We start from the raw sequence: 17,523 nt of genomic DNA, 5'->3' as shown, positions 1-17,523 counted from the left end.
GTCACCGCGCCCTGACACTGATGACGCGGTCCTCCCCCGCGGCGAGGTCGAGCGGTTCGGCGCCGGAGGGGGTCCGGAGTTCGATGCGGCGGGTGCGGGCGGGGCGCAGGACGGCCCTCGCGCTGCCGTCGGGCTCCCAGGCGAGGTCGAGCACCGCCCCGAACCGGGTGCGCACGCCCCTGAGTTCGCCCCGCGGGCAGGAGGCCGGGAGCGCGGGGAGCAGGACCAGTCGGCCGGGGGTGGACTGCACGAGCATCTCGACGAGCACGGCGGGCAGGGCGTGCGCGGCGTCCGCGTTGTAGACGTCGCGGTGGGGGTAGTGCGCGCTCATCAGGGACGCGTGGAAGTAGTCGCCGCCGAGCACCTGCCCCAGTGCGTGCCCGACCCCGGCTCCGTCCCGGAGGCGGGCCGCGACCAGGGCGTGGTGGAGGTGGCCGTGGGCGGAGTCGTTCTCGGCGCCACGCAGGGTCAGGGCGCGGTGGGCCGCCCGGGCGAGGTCGGGGGTGTCGTACGGGTTGATCTCGTCCAGCGGCCAGACGCCGTAGAGGTGGCTGAGGTGGCGGTGGTCGTAGGTGTCCGCCAGGCCGGGCCACGCCCACTCCGCGAGGGCGCCGTCGGCGTTGACCCGGTGCGCCGGGAGGCGGCCGGCGAGGGCGCGCCAGCGGTCGGCGTGCTCGGGGTGGCGGTCGGCGGCGGTCAGCAGGGCGTGCCGGGCGGCGGAGAGGTCCATGGCCGCGTTCAGGGTGCCCCAGATCGCGCCCGTCGGACGGTTCTCGGGCGAGTAGGAGGGGACGACGACCAGGTGGCCGTGCTCGTCGGTGCGGTGGAGGAAGTCCTCGTAGAAGAGGGCGGCTTCGGCCAGGGCGGCGGAGGTGCGCGGGTCGTGGGCGCCTCGGGTCTCGTCGTGGTCGACGAGGGGCTTGAGCAGCCAGTCGGCGCCCGCGGTCCACAGGTGCAGCGGGTACTGGCGGCTGAAGTGGTACGTGTGGCCGCACTCGCCGTCGGTGTGCGAGGGCGCGACCACGCCCCGGGCGCCGAAGATCTCGCGGGCGTTGTCCCGCCAGTCGGGCAGTTGCCGGTGGACCAGCGCGGCATGGGCCTCGGTGACCTCGGGGAGGGCGGCGGCCGCGGCGGAGGCGGTCTGGAGGTTGAGGTTGGCGTTGGTGGTGAAGGCGCCGGACCAGGCGGTGTTCCAGTCGCCGGTCCACAGGCCGGTCAGGCGGGGCGGGAGCAGGCCGCTCGCCGACAGCAGGTGGTAGCGGCCGGCGGCGAAGAGCCGCTCCAGCAGGGCGGGGCCGCCGGGCCGGGCGAGCAGTTCCGAGCCCGGCAGGGCGCGTTCGGCGGGGTCGGCGGCGAGGTCGAGGGTGACGCGGTCGTACGCGGTGCGGTGCCGGGTCAGGTGCCGGGCGAGGAGGTCGTCGTAGGAGGCCGCGTACGGGGCGCCGTCCAGCAGGTCGCGCAGGGCGCGGCTCTCGGCGACCGTGTCCAGCTCGCCGGTGTGGCGGTGCACCCGGGTGAGGAGCAGCACCTCGGTGGCGCCCTCGACGAGGACGCCCGGCGGGACCAGCCGCACGGTGCCGCCGGTGACGGCGGCGAGGGTGACGCCGGTGTAGCCGAGGTCGCTGCCGGGATAGCGGGCGCGCAGGGTGAGCACGGCGCCCTCGGGGGCGAGTACGGCGCCGTGGCCGATGCGGAGTCCGGCGGGGGCGCCGGGGAGGCGGGGGTCGAGGGACAGGTCGAGGGTGAGGTGCGGGGCGGTGACGCGCTGGACGATCACGTCGTCGGCGCGGGAGACGAAGACGCGGCTGGTCCAGTCGCCGCGGGTGGCCGTGGTCTCGCCGGTGGTGAAGTCGACGGCACGGCGGTACGGGGCGTGGGCGTCGTGCGGCTGGTGAGTGGCGGTGCCCGGTGGTCGGTTCAGGCGCAGTTGGAAGGCCGGGTGGAAGGGGCGCACCCATTGCAGCGGGCGGTCGTCGGTGAAGTCCTCGGCGGCGGTGGCGTCCCCGGCCAGCAGGCGGTCCTGGAGGGCGGGGAGCCCGGCGGCGAGCGCGGGCGGGCGGCGGCGCCCGTCGTCGCCGTCGGGGCGGACGAGGGTGTGATGGGTGACGATCACCCGGTCGGCGTCCGGATCGCCGGACACGAGGGCGCCGTGGTGGCCGTTGCCGCTCAGGAAGGCGTCCTCCCAGCGGGCGGCGGGTTCCGGCTCCCAGGTGCCGTGGACGGGTGTGGCGCTCATGACTTCAGCACCGCCGCGCCGTAGCGGCCGAGGGTGATCCGGTCGGTGGCCGTGGTCTCCGTCAGCAGGTCGTGGTGGGTGCCCGGGAGGTCGACGGTGACCGGATCGCGGCCGTGGTTGAGCAGGAACAGCAGGTCACCGCGGCGGACCGCTTCGACGCCGTCCCGGAGCCCGTCGAGCACCGGCCGGACACCCGCGTCGGCGGCGGCCCGGGCCAGCAGTGCGCGCAGCCGGTCCGGCTCGGGGAGCGTGGAGAGGTACCAGGCGCGGCCCTTGCGCAGGACGGCCGGCAGTCCGTCGAGTTCTCCGCCCCGGTAGGCGATCGTCTCGTCGGCGGTGCCGTCGGGCTCCAGTTCCTCGGACCACAGGGTGCCGTGCAGGCCGCCCTCGCACTCGGCTCTCTCGCCCGGCCGGAGCGGCCACCACTCGTGCAGGGTGCGGATGCCGAACAGCTCGCGCAGCCGGACGTCCATGGCGCCGGGCCGTATCCGGTCGTCCTGGTCGGCGACTCCGGTCAGGAAGCCGCAGACGAGCGTGGCGCCGCCGCGCACGTGGGCGAGGAGGTTGTCGACGGCCGCGTCGGTGAGGAGGTAGAGCTGCGGGACGACCACCAGCCGGTAGCCGGTCAGGTCGTGGTCGGGATGGGCGAAGTCGGTGGTGAGACCGGCCTGCCAGAGCGCGCGGTGCCAGGCGCGCAGGACGTCCGGGTAGTCGACCTCGCGGGAGGGCCGGGCCTCCTGGTCGCCGGCCCACCAGGAGTGCCAGTCGTGCAGGACGGCGACGTCGGCGGCGACCGCGCCGCCGGTGACGTGCGGGGCGATCCGGGCCAGGTCCGCGCCGAGCTGCCTGACCTCCTGGAAGGTGCGCCCCCGCTCCCCCGCGTGGGAGACCATCCCGGAGTGGAACTTCTCGGCGCCCTGCCGGGACTGGCGCCACTGGAAGTAGCAGACGGCGTCGGCGCCGCGGGCCACCGCCTGGAGCGACCAGAGGCGGTTGAGGCCGCGCGGCTTGGGGTGGTTCACGCCGCGCCAGTTGACGGCACCGGCCGCCTGCTCCATGAGCATCCACGGGCCGCGGGCCTGGGAGCGGGTCATGTCCTGGACGAGGGCACCCTCCTGGGCGCCGAACGGGTCGCGCGGGTCGGGGTAGAGGTCGACGGAGACGACGTCCTCCTCCTCGGCCCAGCGCCAGGCGTCCTGGCCGGACCACAGCGGCATGAAGTTGGTGGTGACCGGGATGTGCGGGGTGTGGCGGCGGACGATGTCGCGCTCGGCGGTGCAGCACTCCAGGAGCATGTCGGAGGTGAAGCGCCGGAAGTCCAGGATTTGCGTGGGGTTCCTCAGGTAGTGGGCGCGGCGGGGCGGGGCGATCTCGGCCCAGTCGCCGTAGCCCTGGCTCCAGAAGGCGGTGCCCCAGGCGGTGTTGAGGGCGTCCAGGGTGCCGTAGCGGTCCTGGAGCCAGCGGCGGAAGCGGGTGGCGGCCTCGTCGCCGTGGTCGTGGGTGCAGTACTCGTTGTTGATGTGCCACATGGTGAGCGCGGGATGGCCCCCGTACCGCGCGGCCAGGGCCTCGGTGATGGCGGCGGCGTGGTGCCGGTAGGCGGTGCTGGAGTGCGAGAAGTGCTGCCGTCCGCCCCACCACTCGGTGCGGCCGTCCGCGTCGCGGGGCAGGGTGTCGGGGTGCAGGTGCCCCAGCCAGGGCGGGGGCGAGGCGGTGGGGGTGGCGAGGACGACGCCGATGCCGCCCTCGTGCAGCAGGTCCATGAGCCGGTCCAGCCAGCCGAAGTCGTGGACGCCGGGGCGTGGTTCGAGCTTCGACCAGGAGAAGACGCCCAGGGTGACGGAGTTGACGCCGGCCGCCTTCATCAGGCGTATGTCCTCGGGCCAGGTCTCCTCGGGCCACTGCTCGGGGTTGTAGTCGCCGCCGAAGAGGATGCGCCGGCGGGTGGCGTCGGACAGGTTTGGCATCAGCCCTTCACCGCCCCGGTGAGCATGCCCTTCCTGAAGTGGCGCTGGACGAAGGGCGACAGGACGGCGACCGGCAGCAGGGCCATGACCATCACGGCCATCTGCACGGCCAGCCCGGACAGTTCGCCGGTCTTGATGGCCTGGCCGAGGCCGACCGGTGCCTCCTGCTTCTGCACCAGCTGGATCATGACGTTCTGCAGGGGCAGCATGTCCTGGTCGTTCAGGTAGAGGGAGGCGTTGAACCAGGCGCTCCAGTAGCCGACGGCGTAGAAGAGGGTGATCACCGCGACGACCGCGCGGGACAGTGGCAGGACGATCCGCCACAGGATGCGCAGGTCACCGGCGCCGTCGATGCGGGCGCTGTCGATCAGTTCCTGGGAGATGCCCATGAAGAAGCCGCGCAGCACCAGGATGTTGAAGACGCTGATCGCGCTGGGGAGGATCAGCGCGAGGTAGCTGTCGGTCAGGCCCAGGGACTGCACCAGCAGGTAGGTGGGGATGAGACCGGCGCTGAAGAACATCGTGGCGAGCAGCACCATGAGGATCCAGCGGTGGCCCAGCGAGCCGCTGCGGGAGAGCCCGTAGGCGCACAGTACGGACACCGCCATGGAGAACAGGGTGCCGACGAGTGTGACGCCGATGCTGATGAGGGCGGCGCGGGTGACCTGGCCGCCGCTGAGCAGTTCCTGGTAGGCGACGAAGGTGATGTCCTTGGGGATCATCACCAGGCCGCCCGCCGCGTCGATGGACCTGCGGCTGGAGAGGCTGGTGACGACGACGATCCACAGCGGGAAGAGGATGCCCAGGCAGGCCAGGAGCAGCACGAGTGACTTGCCGGCGAGTCCGGCCCGGCTGGGCTTCTCCTCCCACACGGGGCGGGGCGGTGCCGCCCATGGGCGGGGCCGCGGCGCGATCGGGCCGCTCGCGGCGGCCGCTTCCCGTACGGCTGTCGCTTCGGGTACGGCGGTCATTTCTTGTACACCCCCTGCTCGCCCATGAGGTGGGCCACCTTGTTGGCGACCAGCACCAGGCCGAGGCTGATGACGCCCTTGACGAGCCCCGCGGCGGCCGCGTAGCCGAAGTCCTGGTTGCGCACGCCGTTCCACCACACGAAGGTGTCGAGGACCTCCGCCGCGCCCGGTCCCACGGCGTCGCGTTGCAGCAGGATCTGTTCGAAGCCGACCGTCAGGGCGTCGCCGACGCGCAGTACCAGCAGCAGGGCGATCACCGGGCGCAGCGCGGGCAGCGTGACGTGCCACATGCGGCGCCAGCGGTTCGCGCCGTCCATCGCGGCGGCCTCGTACAGGTCGGGACTGACCGAGGCGAGGGCGGCGAGGAAGACGATGATCCCCCAGCCGGCGTCCTTCCACACGCTCTGCGCGGTGACCAGGAACTTGAAGGTGTCCGGGTCGGTCATGACGCTGAGCCCGTCGTACCCGTGGTCGCGCAGCAGCTGGGACAGCAGCCCGGCGCCGCCGAGCAGTTGCTGGAAGACGGCGATGACCAGCACCCACGAGAAGAAGTGCGGCAGGTAGAGGATGGCCTGCGAGATCGCCCGCACCCGGGGCCGGACCACGCTGTTGATGAGCAGCGCGAGCGCGATGGGGATCGGGAAGTACAGCAGGAGCTGGAGCAGGAAGAGCACGAGGGTGTTGCGCACCGAGTTCCAGAAGGCGGAGTCCTCGAAGATCCGCTGGAAGTTCTCCAGGCCCACCCAGGGGCTGTGCAGGATGGAGACGATCCCGTTGTCGCTGATGTAGGGGTCGTACTCCTGGAAGGCGACGACGTTTCCGAGGATCGGCACGTAGTTGAAGAGCAGTACCAGCAGCACGGCCGGCAGTGTCATGAGCAGCAGCAGGCGGTCACGGCGGAACCGCAGCCGCAGGCTCGGCCTTCCCGGGTCCCGCTTCTTCCCGCGGGGGCCGGTGGCGTCGCCGGACGCCGCCGGGGTCTTCTTCGTCGCATCGGCCTCGGCCCTGGTCCGAGGCACCGTGCTGTGGGACACGGTGGTTCTCCTTGCCTCGGTACCTGGTCAGCCGGCCGCCGGACCGTTCTCGTCGAGGATCTTCTGGTACCAGTCGCGCAGCTTGTCCCCGCCCTTGCTCTTCCAGTCGGAGACGGCCTGCTGCATGTCGCCGACCTTCTTGCGGCCGCGGACGATGTCGTCCTCCAGCTGTTCGAAGTCGTTGGAGAGGTTGGTGTAGCGGGCGGGCTCGACGATCTGCATGCCGTAGAACGTGGGCTTCCTGGTGACGGCGCCGGTCCGCTGCTGCCACTCGACCTGTCCCTTGGCGACCTCGGGGAAGTCGGGGTGGGCGATGGTCGCCGCGGGGCTCGCCACCATCACGTAGGCGTTCATCACGTCGATGTTGCCCTGGTCGGTCTTGGTGGGCACGCCGTCCTTGACGGTGTAGTGGGTGCCCTCGACGCCGTAGTTGGTGGCCATGTACTCCTTGGTCCCGTACGGCGCCGCGGTGACGTTGGCGAGGGCCAGCACGTCGCGGATCACGGACTTGGACGCCTTCTTGTTGACGAAGGCGAAGATGCTGGCCGGGTTCTGCGCCCACAGCGTGGGTGCGCCGCCGTCGTGCCCGAAGAAGTCCATGCCCCAGATCTTGAACTCGGGATTCTGGGTGGCCTGTTCCGCGGTGCGGCTCCACCACTGGGAGATGTCCTGGTTGTAGATGAGGAACTCGCCGGCCGCGAACTTGGGACCGGGGTCGGCGGCGTTGGACTTGCCGAGCTTGGCGTCGGGGTGCACGACCCCGGCGGCGAACAGCTTGCGCGTCCACTCCAGCGCCTCGAGGTACTCGTCCGTCTCGGCGCGGTGGATCAGCTTGCCGTCGACCTGGTTCCAGCCGAGCGACTTCTCGTTTCCGGAGAGCACACCGAAGGCGTTGAAGGCGGTCCACTTCATGTCCAGGCAGGCCCAGCGCTTGGCCCTGGCGTTGGTGGCGTCCTTGGCCAGCGCCATGAACTCGTCGCAGGACCGGGGGACTTGGTAGCCCTCCTTGTCGAAGATGTCCTGCCGGTACAGCGGCACGATGCCGGACACGTACGAGGACGGCATCGGCAGGCCGAGCAGCTTGCCGCCGAAGATGGAGCGCCGCCAGGCGTCGGTGGGGATCGCGGCGAGGTTCGGGTACTCCTTGACCGCGTCGCCGGAGAGGTGGGGGCCGAGGTCGGCGAACTTGCCGATGATGGCGCTGGGTATCTTGCCGGTCATGTTCCAGCCGGGGACGACCACGACGTCGGGCACCTCGCTGGAGGCGAGGACCGCGCCGAGCTTCTGGTCGTAGGTGTTGCCGTCCTGGTTCTGCCAGACCACGTCGACGCCGATGAGGTCGTTCATCGCCTGGTAGTAGGCGTTGTCGTCCTTGGGCGGGGACCCCCAGAACGGCGACATGACGGTGACCCGGCCGCCCTTGCCGAGCTTCTCGGGGACCGAGGTCTTCAGGTCCGCGAGGTCGAGTTTGCCGGTGAAGCCGACCGCGGAGCCGTTCTTGCTCGGGATGTCGGGCGTGACCACGCTCGCCGCCACATAGGCCGGCAGCAGCTTCTTGGCGTCCTTGCCCGACGTGGTGCCGTCGCGCGAGCCTCCGTCGGATCCGCCGCAGGCGGCGAGCAGCGGCACCCCTCCCGCCACCGCTGCGGTGGCGACCGCCGTGGAGGCGAGGAAACTTCTCCGGCTGGGACCGGAGGCGGCGTTCGGCGTCATGTGCGTCAACCCTTCGTGCCTTCGTGGCACACCAAAACACCCGACGGTGGCCGTCGGCTGCGGTGTCGTGAGGGAACTGAACTCAGCTCGTGTCGAAGCGCTTCGATGTTGCAGCGAGGTTAAGTTAACCCCCCGGGGGGCACAAGGGTCGTTCCCAAGTTTGGTGCCCGTCTTGACACCCACCCAGGACTGCACTGAGCATCGAAGCGCTTCGACGTCTTGCCCGCACCATTGCAAGGGGACCCCCACGTGACCGCACCCACGCCGCCGTTCCGTGATCCGCGACTCCCGTTCGCGAAGCGCGTCGACGACCTGATGTCGCGGCTCACGCTCGACGAGAGGACCGCCTTCCTGCACCAGTTCGCGCCCGCCGTCGAGCGGCTCGGCATCGCCGCCTTCCGCACCGGCCAGGAGGCGCTGCACGGCGTGGCGTGGATGGGCCCGGCGACCGTGTTCCCGCAGGCCGTGGGCCTGGGCGCCACGTGGAACGAGGACTTGGTGCGGCGGGTCGGCGAGGCGGTGTCCAAGGAGGCCAGGGCGATGCGCGCGCGGGACGACCGCGTCGGCCTCAACGTCTGGTCCCCGACCGTGAACCTGCTGCGCCACCCGCTGTGGGGCCGCAACGAGGAGGGCTACTCCGAGGACCCGAGGCTCACCTCCGCCGTCGCCACCGCCTACACCCGGGGCCTGCGCGGCGACCACCCGACGTACTGGCGCACCGCGCCCGTCCTCAAGCACTGGCTCGCGCACAACAACGAGACCGACCGGGACACCTCCTCGTCCTCCGTCCGTCCGCGCGTTCTCCACGAGTACGACCTGCGGGCCTTCCGCGACACGGTCGAGGCGGGCGCGGTGGCCGGGGTGATGCCGGCCTACAACCTGGTCAACGGCCGCCCCAACCACCTCTCCCCGTACCTCGATCGGCACCTGCGCACCTGGACGGAGGACGAACTCCTGGTCTGCTCGGACGCGGGCGCGCCCTCCAACCTGGTCGACTCGGAGCACTACTTCGACACCCACGAGGAGGCGACCGCCGCCGCGCTGCGGGCCGGGGTGGACAGCTTCACCGACCACGGGACGGACTCCTCCAAGATCATCGCCCGCGTCCGGGGTGCCCTGGACGCGGGCCTGCTGACCGAGGCGGACGTGGACGCGGCCGTACGCCGTCAGCTGTCGGTCCGCTTCCGGCTGGGCGAGTTCGACCCGGAGCACGACCCGTACGCGGACGTCGACGCCTTCGACACTCCGGAGCACCGGGCGCTCGCGCGGGAGGCGGCCGAGCAGGCGGTGGTCCTGCTCAGGAACGACGGGGTGCTGCCGCTGGCCGCCGGGACCCGGGTCGCCGTCGTCGGACTGCTCGCCGACGAGTGCAAGCTCGACTGGTACAGCGGCTCGCTCATCCACCGCTCGACCCCGCTGGAGGGCCTGTACGAGCGGTTCGGCGCCGACCGCGTGAGCTTCGCGGAGGGCGTGGACCGGGTCCGGCTGCGCACGGCCGACGGCAGGTTCCTGCACGTCCTGCCGGCCGACGACGCCCCCGCCGGGGCACCTGGCGCGGAGGGCGCCCTGGACCCGGCCCTGCTCGCCGGCCGCACCGACCTGCCGCCGCTGACCACCGACGCCGTCGGCACCGAACTGGCGCTCATCGACTGGGGCGAGGGCGTGCTCACCCTGCGCGCGCCCGACGGCCGGTACCTGTCCGTCGCCGAGGACGGCTACGTACGCGCCTCCGCCGACCAGCCCGGCGGCTGGGTCGTGCGGGAGACCTTCGGGCTGGAACCCCATGGCGACGGTCACCTCCTGAGGCACGCGGGTACGGGTCGCCTCGTCCAGGTCGCCGCCGACGGCGTGAAGGTTGCCGCGCCGGGCGCGGACGCCGGGGACGAGGCGGACGCCGAGGTGTTCGAGCTGGTCGTCGTCGAGCGCGGCGAGGACGCGGTGACGCGGGTGGCGGCGGGGGCGGACGTGGTCGTCGTGGTGGCGGGCAACGACCCGCACATCAATGGCCGGGAGACCGAGGACCGTACGACGCTGCGGCTGCCCGCACAGCAGGAGCGGCTGCTGCGCGCGGCCCGCGCCGCCAACCCGGCGACCGTGCTGGCGCTGGTGTCCGCCTATCCGTACGCGGTCGGCGTCGAGACGCTCCCGGCGGTGCTGTGGACCGCGCACGGCGGGCAGGCGGCCGGGACCGCGCTGGCCCGGGTCCTCGCCGGGGACGTCTCCCCCGCGGGCCGGCTCCCGCAGACCTGGTACGCCGACGACGCCGACCTGCCCGACCCGCTCGACTACGACGTGATCGGCGGCCGCCAGACCTACCTGTACTTCGAGGGGACGCCGCTGTTCCCCTTCGGGCACGGCCTGTCCTACGCGTCCTTCGGGTACGGGGACCTGACGGCTCAGGTGCGGGACGGGAGGGTGGCCGTGTCCTTCACGGTCACCAACACCGGGGAGGTGTCCGCCGACGAGGTGGCCCAGCTGTACGTCCGGGCCGAGGCCCCGTCGGTTCCGCGCCCGCGCCGCGAACTGCTGGCCCACCGCCGGTTCACCCTGGCCCCGGGGGCGTCGGACCGGGTCTCCTTCGAGGTCCCGCTGTCCGCCCTGGCGTTCTGGGACGTCGCACACGGCCGTTGGCGGCTGGAGCCGGGGCCGTACGCGCTGCTGGTGGGTGCCTCCAGCGAGGACGTGCGCCTGTCGACGACCGTCACGCTCGACGGTGAGCCCGCCCTGCCGCGCCCGGTCGGCGCACGGGGCGTGGCGGCGGTCGACTTCGACGAGCAGAGCGGCACGGAGATCGTCGACCGGACCAGGGTGGTGGGCGACGCGGTCACGGCGGTCGCCGGGCGGACGGGCGAACTCCGCTACCGGGACTGCGACTTCGGCACCGGGGTGACCGGGGTGACCGTGTCGGTCGCGGGGGCGGGCTCGGTCGAGATCGCGCTGGACGGGGGGCCGTGGACGGCGGCGCTGTCGCCTGACGCGCCGACCGCGGGACCGTACGACTACGTGGACGCCGGAGGCGCCTTCACCGCCGTCGGCGTCCACGATCTCCGCATCAGGCTGCGCGGCTCTCTGCGGCTCGCGCACGTCGGCTTCTCCGGTTGAGGGTCCGGAGAAGTCCGGCACGGGGGCGGGGCCCGGCACCGGTGGCTACCGGTGCCGGGCCCTCGACTCACCGCCCGCCCGCCCGGACCAGGCCCAGCTCGTAGGCGACGATCACCGCCTGGGCCCGGTCGCGCAGCTCCATCTTGGCGAACAGCCGGTTGATGTGGGTCTTCACGGTGTGGTCGGTGATGGTGAGGCGCCCCGCGATCTCCGCGTTGGACAGGCCCCGCGCGATCAGCGTCAGCACCTCCGTCTCCCGGACCGTGAGGTCCCCGGCCGCCGGGAGGGGCAGCCGTGAGCCGCGCGCGTGCACGAACTCGGCGATCAGCCGCTTGGTGATCTCGGGCGCCAGCAGGGCGTTCCCGGCGGCCACCACCCGTACCGCGTGCAGCAGTTCGGGGAAGGTGGCGTCCTTGAGCAGGAAGCCGGCCGCCCCGGCCGCGAGCGCGTCGTACACGTACTCGTCGAGGCCGAAGGTCGTCAGCATCAGGACCTTCGTGGCGCCGCCGGACGCGGCGATGATCTCGCGGGCCGCCTCGATGCCGTTCTTGTGCGGCATCCGGATGTCCAGGAGGGCGAGGTCGGGCCGGGTCTCGCGGGCCGCCAGCACCGCCCGCGCCCCGTCCTCCGCCTCGGCGACGACCTCGATGTCCTCCTGGGTGCCCAGCAGGTTCACGAACCCGGTGCGCACGACCGCCTGGTCGTCGGCGACCAGTGTCGTGATCACGCGCGGCTCCTCCGCTCGTTCCGCGGATCTCATCCGCTCCCCCATGGCAGCTCCGCCTCCACCACGAAGCCGCCGTCCGGACCGGCCCCCGCGGTGAGCCGGCCTCCCACCAGCGCGGCCCGCTCCCGCATCCCGGTCAGGCCGTGCCCGGTGCCCGTACCCGGGCGGGACGCGGCGCCGGAAGCGGCCCCCGTGCCGGGGCCGTCGTCGCGGACGCGGAGGGTGAGCAGCCGGTCGGCGCCGTAGTCCACCTCGACCAGCGTACGGGCGCCCGGGGCGTGTTTGCGGGCGTTGGTCAGCGCCTCCTGCGCGATGCGGTAGGCGGACAGCTCCCAGGCGGCGGGCAGCGCCACCCGCTTCCCGGTGATGTGCAGTTCGGCCGTACCGCCTACCGCCCGGTGCTGGTCGACCAGTTCGGCCAGGTGGTCGAGGGTCGGCTGCGGGGCGGTGAGGGCGGTGTCGCCCTGGGGCGTGCGCAGGACGCCGAGCAGGCGGCGCAGTTCGGCCATCGAGGAGCGGGCGGTGCCGGCGATCTGCTGGAAACCGTCCCGGGCCTCGGGCGTGAGTCCGGGCGTGGTGTAGGTGGCGCTCTCGGCCTGCACGGCGATCATCGACACCGAGTGGGAGACGATGTCGTGCAGTTCACGGGCGATCGCGGCGCGTTCCGCCTCGGCGGCCTGCTGCCGCTCCATCGCGATCAACCGGTCCTGGGCCAGGCTCCGCTCGGTGCGTGTCTCCTCCCGGGAACGGACCGCGTCGCCCATCATCACCGCCCCGAAGACGACCACGGTCAGCAGGAAGGACTCGGCGAACAGGCTGAGCGAGCCCTTCTCCCACAGCGCGGGCACCGGCAGGTCCATCCGCGACCAGGTGTTGATGTGCACCAGGTTCACGCACAGGGCGCCGAGCGCGCCGCCGGCGACGGCGAGGGCCGGGTGCACCACCCGGTTGCGGCCCAGCGCGTAGCAGCCGGCCAGCCCGCTCACCATGATCGAGACATACAGGTTGACGTCCCCTGCGAAGCCGATCAGCCCCGCCGCGACCGTGAGCACCGCGACGGGCGGGAAGGAGCGCCGCCACATCAGCGAGGCGGCGGACACCAGCACTCCGACCGTGGTCGTCACCCCGCCCGGGATGACGATCAGCTCCACGACCGCGCCCGCCGTCACGGCGCCGCCGGTGATCCAGGGGTAGGCGGGTGCCACGATCCACTCGCGCAGCCGCTGTTGGGGCGACGTCCTCATGCGTCCATGATCCCGGCCGGGGCCGAGGCGCGCGTCACCGCCCGGGTGGAGTCTTCGGCCGGAGGTCGTACCACGGGTTGAGTCCCGGGTGCGGAGCCTCGGTTGACGCCCTTCGACCTGCGGATTCCTAGCGTCGACGGACATGAGGAAGTCCTGTGTGGAGCGGATCGCCCGGTACGCCGGGCGGCCCGGGGAACGGTACGTGTGGGCCGGGTGCGCGGCGGCGGCGACGGGCTTCGCGCTGGTGTCGGACCTGACGCCGCACCGGATGTGGGGGTGGTCGGCCGGGGCGGGGTACGCGCTCGCGGCGCTCCTGGCGTGGGGATCCGCTCCGCGCCGGGCCGCCCGGGCGGTCGCCGTGGCGGGGGCGGCCCTGCTGCCGCTCGTCGGCCTGGTGGTGGCGGGGGCGGGGCAGTCGGAGGTGGCCGTGATCGAGCGGTCGGGACAGGTGCTGGCCGCCACCGGGAGCCCGTATGTCACGGCTCCCGGGAGCGTCACCGACTTCAATCCCTACCTGCCGGGCATGGCCGTCTTCGGCGTACTGCCGGGCGATCCCCGCTGGTGGCTGGGCGGCGTGTTCGTCGCGACCCTGGCCGCCGCCCGCCCGCGCCGCGTCGGAGCGCTGCTCGCGTGCCCCCTGGTCGCCCTGCCCTTCGCGGTGGGCGGCGTCGACCTGCCGGTGGCCGGTCTGATGTGCCTCGGCCTCGCACTGGCGGGGCGGGGCCGTGCGGGCGGCGCGGGACTGGCGCTCGGGGCCGCAGCCGCCCTCAAGTGGACCGCCTGGCCCGCCCTGCCGGTGGCCCTGGCCCTGCTCGCGGTGCGGGAGGGCGGCAGGTCGGCACTGCGCTGCGCGGCCGTGGGCCTGGGCACCGCGACGGCGGTGGTCCTGCCCGCCGTCCTCACCGGTCCGGCCGGCTTCTTCCGCAACGTCGTCGCCTTCCCCCTCGGCCTCACCGCCACCGCCTCGCCCGCCGGCAGTCCACTGCCGGGACACCTGCTCGCGTCGTACGTCCCCGGCGGCAGGGTGATCGCGCTCGCGCTCCTGGCGGTCGGGGCGCTGCTGATCGGCGTCTCGCTCGCGGTACGCCCGCCGGGGACGCTGCGGGCGGCGGTGGGGCGGCTCGCGCTCGGCCTGGGCCTGGCGACCGCCCTGATGCCGGCGACGCGCTTCGGCTACCTGGTCTACCCGCTGCTCCTGGCCGCACTGGCGTACGAACCGGCGCACCGCGGTCCGGCGGCCCGGGACCGTACCGTCGAGAGGACCCCCGCATGACGAGCGACGCCCCCCTGACCACTGACGCCCGCCTGACGAGCGACGCCCGCGCCCGGGCCCGCACGCTGATCGTCACCAACGACTTCCCGCCCCGGCAGGGCGGCATCGAGACCTTCGTACGGGAGCTGGCCGACCGCTTCCCGCCCGACGAGGTGGTCGTCCTCACCTCGGCGTCCACCGGCACCGCGGGACCCGGCGAGGCCTTCCCGTACCCGGTGGTCCGCCACCCGTCCCGCGCCCTGCTGCCCACGCCCCGCGCGGCCGCGCACGCCGGGGAGGTGGCCCGCCGGTACGGCTGCGACCGGGTGTGGTTCGGTGCGGCGGCACCCCTCGCCCTGATGGCGGGACGGTTGCGCCGTACGGCCGGTGTCCGCACCGTCGTCGCCACCACCCACGGCCACGAGGTGTGGTGGGCCCGCACCCCGGGCGCCCGGGGCCTGCTGCGGCGCATCGGCGGGCAGGTGGACACGCTGACCTGGCTGGGCGCGAGCACCCGGGGTCCGATCGAGGCCGCCCTCGCCCCCGGGACCCGGACCGCCCGCCTCGTCCCCGGCGTCGACACCCGGGCGTTCCATCCCGGTGTCGACCCCGCCCCGGTCCGCACGAGGTACGGCCTGGGCCACCGCCCCGTGATCCTGTGCGCGGCCCGGCTGGTCCCACGCAAGGGGCAGGACACCCTGATCAGGGCGCTGCCCTGGGTGCGCAGGGCGGTCCCGGACGCCGTACTGCTCCTGGTCGGCGACGGTCCGTACGCGCCCGCACTGCGGCAACTGGCCCTGCGCGAGGGCGTCCTGGACTCGGTCGTGCTCGCCGGCGGCCACCCTCACCACGCGCTCCCGGCGTTCTACGCCGCCGCCGACGCCTTCGCGATGCCGTGCCGTACCCGCAAGGCCGGGCTGGAGGTGGAGGGCCTGGGCATCGTGTACCTGGAGGCCGCCGCGTCCGGACTGCCGGTCGTCGCGGGCGACTCGGGCGGCGCTCCGGACACGGTGCGCGAGGGGGAGACCGGGCACGTCGTCGACGGCCGTTCGGTCGCGGCGACGGCGGACCGGCTGATCAGGCTCCTGCGCGACCCGCTGCGCGCCCGCGCCATGGGCGACGCGGGCCGCCGCTGGGTACGTGCGGCATGGTCCTGGGACGACGCGTACACGAGGCTGCGGGACCTGCTGTCGGGCGAGGCGGCGGACTGTCGCACAGTGGGACCCTGCTCCCCGACCGCACACCGGCCGACGGCCCACGGCCCGACACCGCCCCAGACCTGACAAGGCGAAGACGATGACCTCGCAGACCAACCCCGTCGACCACGAACTCATCGAGGCCGCGGCGCACGTGGCCCGCACCCGTTGCCGGGGCGACCGGCACACGATGGCGGCCGCGGCCCGTGCCCGGGACGGCCGGATCGTCACGGCCGTCAACGCCTACCACTTCACGGGCGGCCCCTGCGCCGAGCTGGTCGTCGTCGGCGCGGCGGCGGCGCAGGGCGCGTACGAACTGGAGACGATCGTCGCCGTCGGCGACCGCGAGCGGGGGGTCGTCCCGCCGTGCGGCCGGTGCCGCCAGGTCCTGCTCGACTACTTTCCCGGGCTCAAGGTGATCGTCGGTGACGGCGACCGCGTGCGCGCGGTCCCCGTCACCGACCTGCTGCCCGAGACGTACGTCTGGGCGGACCACCAGCTCGACGCCGGATGAGACCGGACGTCAGAGCGCGAGTCCGGTGAGGACCAGCACCCGCTCGTAGGTGTAGTCGTCCATCGCGAACTTCACACCCTCGCGGCCGACGCCGGACTGCTTGGCACCGCCGTACGGCATCTGGTCGGCGCGGTAGGAGGGGACGTCGCCGATGACGACGCCGCCGACCTCCAGGGCGCGGTGGGCGCGGAAGGCGGCCTGGAGGTCGTGGGTGAACACACCTGCCTGGAGGCCGTACTTGGAGTCGTTGACGGCGGCGAAGGCCTCGGCCTCGCCGGTCACCTTCCGCACGCTGAGGACGGGGCCGAAGACCTCCTCGCGGGCGATCGTGGTCTCGGCGGGCAGCTCGGTGAGGACGGTCGGGGCGTAGGCGGCGCCGTCGCGCCTGCCGCCGGTGAGGAGCTTCGCGCCCGCGTCGACGGCCTCCCGCACCCACGCCTCCACGCGCTCGGCGGCGGCCTCGCTGACCAGCGGGCCGACGTCCGTCGCGTCGTCGTTCGGGTCGCCGTCGACCTGGGCCTCGACGGCGGCGACGATGCGGGGCAGCAGGCGGTCGTAGACGGCGGCGTCGGCGATCACGCGCTGCACGGAGATGCAGGACTGGCCGCCCTGGTAGTTGGAGAACGTCGCGATGCGCGCCGCGGCACGGTCCAGGTCCTCGTCGCTCGCCCAGTCGCCGAGGACGACGGCCGCGCCGTTGCCGCCCAGTTCCAGCGTGCAGTGCTTGCGCGGCACCGAGTCCATGATCGCGTACCCGACGGTCTCGGAGCCGGTGAAGGAGATGACCGGCAGGCGCTCGTCCTGGACGAGGGCGGGCATGCGGTCGTTCGGCACCGGGAGGACGCTCCAGGAGCCGGCCGGCAGCTCGGTCTCGGCGAGGAGTTCGCCGAGGACGAGGCCGGAGAGGGGGGTGGCGGGGGCCGGCTTGAGGATGATGGGCGCGCCTGCCGCGATCGCGGGGGCGATCTTGTGGGCGCACAGGTTGAGCGGGAAGTTGAAGGGCGCGATGCCGAGGACCACGCCCTTGGGGAAGCGTCGGGTGAGCGCGAGGCGCCCCTGGCCGCCGGCGTCGGTGTCCAGGCGCTGGGCCTCGCCGCCGTTGAAACGGCGGGCCTCCTCGGCGGCGAACCGGAACACGGAAACGGCGCGGCCGACCTCGCCGCGGGCCCACTTGACGGGCTTGCCGTTCTCGGCGGAGATCAGGCGGGCAATCTCCTCGGTGCGCTCCACCAGGCGGCGGCTGACGTGGTCGAGGGCGGCGGCCCGTACGTGGGCGGGGGTGGCGGCGAACTCGTCCCGTACGGCGTACGCGGCGGCCACCGCCTCCTCGACCTGGGCGTCGGTGGGCAGGCTCACCGTGCCGACGGTGGTGCCGTCCCAGGGGGACGTGACGTCGAAGTCGGACTCGCCGGTGGCCTGTCGGCCGGCGAGCCAGAAGCCGTGGGTGGAAGTCATTGTCGAGTCCCGGCCCTTCCGCGTTGGGGGTGGTGGTGTGTGCGCCGTGCGGGGTCCACGGTAGGGCGGAGCGGGTTGGCGAATGCTTGTCCAGGGTGTAGTGGTGGATGGG

The 17,523-nt window shown here is 73.2% G+C and carries 12 protein-coding genes; 4 read left to right on the top strand and 8 right to left on the bottom strand.

Annotated elements, in window-relative coordinates; all coding sequences use genetic code 11:
* Window position 1 precedes the first annotated feature (1 nt).
* From ACH4D3_RS32100 to ACH4D3_RS32080, 5 genes are read right to left on the bottom strand one after another with little or no spacing between them, the layout of a single operon-like run.
* Window positions 2-2,236 (bottom strand): glycosyl hydrolase family 95 catalytic domain-containing protein, encoded by a 2,235-nt coding sequence (locus ACH4D3_RS32100; RefSeq protein WP_398329397.1) that lies wholly within the window; start codon window positions 2,234-2,236, stop codon window positions 2-4.
* Window positions 2,233-4,203, bottom strand: a complete 1,971-nt coding sequence (locus ACH4D3_RS32095; RefSeq protein ID WP_398329394.1) for a beta-galactosidase — start codon at window positions 4,201-4,203, stop codon at window positions 2,233-2,235. The genes ACH4D3_RS32100 and ACH4D3_RS32095 overlap by 4 nt, the downstream gene beginning before the upstream one ends.
* Window positions 4,203-5,174: a carbohydrate ABC transporter permease gene (locus ACH4D3_RS32090; protein WP_398329391.1), complete on the bottom strand. Its 972-nt coding sequence runs from the start codon at window positions 5,172-5,174 to the stop codon at window positions 4,203-4,205. The genes ACH4D3_RS32095 and ACH4D3_RS32090 overlap by 1 nt, the downstream gene beginning before the upstream one ends.
* Window positions 5,171-6,208 (bottom strand): ABC transporter permease, encoded by a 1,038-nt coding sequence (locus ACH4D3_RS32085; RefSeq protein WP_398329388.1) that lies wholly within the window; start codon window positions 6,206-6,208, stop codon window positions 5,171-5,173. Before ACH4D3_RS32085 ends, ACH4D3_RS32090 begins: the two co-directional genes overlap by 4 nt.
* A gap of 27 nt (window positions 6,209-6,235) precedes the next feature.
* Window positions 6,236-7,921, bottom strand: a complete 1,686-nt coding sequence (locus ACH4D3_RS32080) for an extracellular solute-binding protein (protein WP_398329385.1) — start codon at window positions 7,919-7,921, stop codon at window positions 6,236-6,238.
* Window positions 7,922-8,170: 249 nt separating this feature from the next.
* On the opposite strand from ACH4D3_RS32080, the gene ACH4D3_RS32075 reads away from it, so the two are divergent.
* Entirely contained in the window at window positions 8,171-11,023 is a 2,853-nt protein-coding gene (locus tag ACH4D3_RS32075; protein ID WP_398329383.1) for a glycoside hydrolase family 3 C-terminal domain-containing protein, read from the top strand.
* Between the two features lie 67 nt (window positions 11,024-11,090).
* Here ACH4D3_RS32075 and ACH4D3_RS32070 read toward each other — a convergent pair whose 3' ends face one another.
* Together ACH4D3_RS32070 and ACH4D3_RS32065 are read right to left on the bottom strand one after the other, a co-directional pair.
* Window positions 11,091-11,783, bottom strand: a complete 693-nt coding sequence (locus ACH4D3_RS32070; RefSeq protein WP_398329380.1) for a response regulator — start codon at window positions 11,781-11,783, stop codon at window positions 11,091-11,093.
* A complete protein-coding gene (locus tag ACH4D3_RS32065; RefSeq protein ID WP_398329377.1) occupies window positions 11,780-12,994 on the bottom strand; it encodes a sensor histidine kinase in 1,215 nt (404 codons plus the stop codon). The genes ACH4D3_RS32070 and ACH4D3_RS32065 overlap by 4 nt, the downstream gene beginning before the upstream one ends.
* A gap of 142 nt (window positions 12,995-13,136) precedes the next feature.
* Here ACH4D3_RS32065 and ACH4D3_RS32060 point away from each other — a divergent pair, with 142 nt between their 5' ends.
* From ACH4D3_RS32060 to ACH4D3_RS32050, 3 genes are read left to right on the top strand one after another with little or no spacing between them, the layout of a single operon-like run.
* Complete coding sequence (locus ACH4D3_RS32060) at window positions 13,137-14,267, top strand: hypothetical protein (protein WP_398329375.1); 1,131 nt, start codon at window positions 13,137-13,139, stop codon at window positions 14,265-14,267.
* The gene (locus ACH4D3_RS32055; protein ID WP_398329372.1) at window positions 14,264-15,529 is read left to right on the top strand and encodes a glycosyltransferase family 4 protein; all 1,266 of its coding nucleotides are present in this window, start codon (window positions 14,264-14,266) and stop codon (window positions 15,527-15,529) included. Before ACH4D3_RS32060 ends, ACH4D3_RS32055 begins: the two co-directional genes overlap by 4 nt.
* A gap of 13 nt (window positions 15,530-15,542) precedes the next feature.
* The gene (locus ACH4D3_RS32050; RefSeq protein WP_398329370.1) at window positions 15,543-15,956 is read left to right on the top strand and encodes a cytidine deaminase; all 414 of its coding nucleotides are present in this window, start codon (window positions 15,543-15,545) and stop codon (window positions 15,954-15,956) included.
* A gap of 9 nt (window positions 15,957-15,965) precedes the next feature.
* On the opposite strand, the gene ACH4D3_RS32045 is transcribed toward ACH4D3_RS32050, so the two are convergent.
* Window positions 15,966-17,411 (bottom strand): aldehyde dehydrogenase family protein, encoded by a 1,446-nt coding sequence (locus tag ACH4D3_RS32045; RefSeq protein ID WP_398329367.1) that lies wholly within the window; start codon window positions 17,409-17,411, stop codon window positions 15,966-15,968.
* Between the last annotated feature and the right edge of the window lie 112 nt (window positions 17,412-17,523).

Origin of the sequence: Streptomyces sp. NPDC018026, assembly GCF_044327745.1 — a bacterium.
Taxonomy (GTDB): Bacteria; Actinomycetota; Actinomycetes; order Streptomycetales; family Streptomycetaceae; genus Streptomyces; species Streptomyces rubrogriseus.
The sequence above is the reverse complement of the archived record's forward strand: the minus strand, read 5'-3'. Positions and strand labels throughout refer to the sequence as shown.

What these genes read in the sequence shown, in the direction of transcription:
- ACH4D3_RS32090 (WP_398329391.1), bottom strand. Translation starts at nt 5,174, where the DNA reads ATGACCGCCGTACCCGAAGCGACAGCCGTACGGGAAGCGGCCGCCGCG.
- ACH4D3_RS32065 (WP_398329377.1), bottom strand. Translation starts at nt 12,994, where the DNA reads ATGAGGACGTCGCCCCAACAGCGGCTGCGCGAGTGGATCGTGGCACCC.
- ACH4D3_RS32100 (WP_398329397.1), bottom strand. Translation starts at nt 2,236, where the DNA reads ATGAGCGCCACACCCGTCCACGGCACCTGGGAGCCGGAACCCGCCGCC.
- ACH4D3_RS32050 (WP_398329370.1), top strand. Translation starts at nt 15,543, where the DNA reads ATGACCTCGCAGACCAACCCCGTCGACCACGAACTCATCGAGGCCGCG.
- ACH4D3_RS32055 (WP_398329372.1), top strand. Translation starts at nt 14,264, where the DNA reads ATGACGAGCGACGCCCCCCTGACCACTGACGCCCGCCTGACGAGCGAC.
- ACH4D3_RS32095 (WP_398329394.1), bottom strand. Translation starts at nt 4,203, where the DNA reads ATGCCAAACCTGTCCGACGCCACCCGCCGGCGCATCCTCTTCGGCGGC.
- ACH4D3_RS32045 (WP_398329367.1), bottom strand. Translation starts at nt 17,411, where the DNA reads ATGACTTCCACCCACGGCTTCTGGCTCGCCGGCCGACAGGCCACCGGC.
- ACH4D3_RS32060 (WP_398329375.1), top strand. Translation starts at nt 13,137, where the DNA reads ATGAGGAAGTCCTGTGTGGAGCGGATCGCCCGGTACGCCGGGCGGCCC.
- ACH4D3_RS32070 (WP_398329380.1), bottom strand. Translation starts at nt 11,783, where the DNA reads ATGAGATCCGCGGAACGAGCGGAGGAGCCGCGCGTGATCACGACACTG.
- ACH4D3_RS32080 (WP_398329385.1), bottom strand. Translation starts at nt 7,921, where the DNA reads ATGACGCCGAACGCCGCCTCCGGTCCCAGCCGGAGAAGTTTCCTCGCC.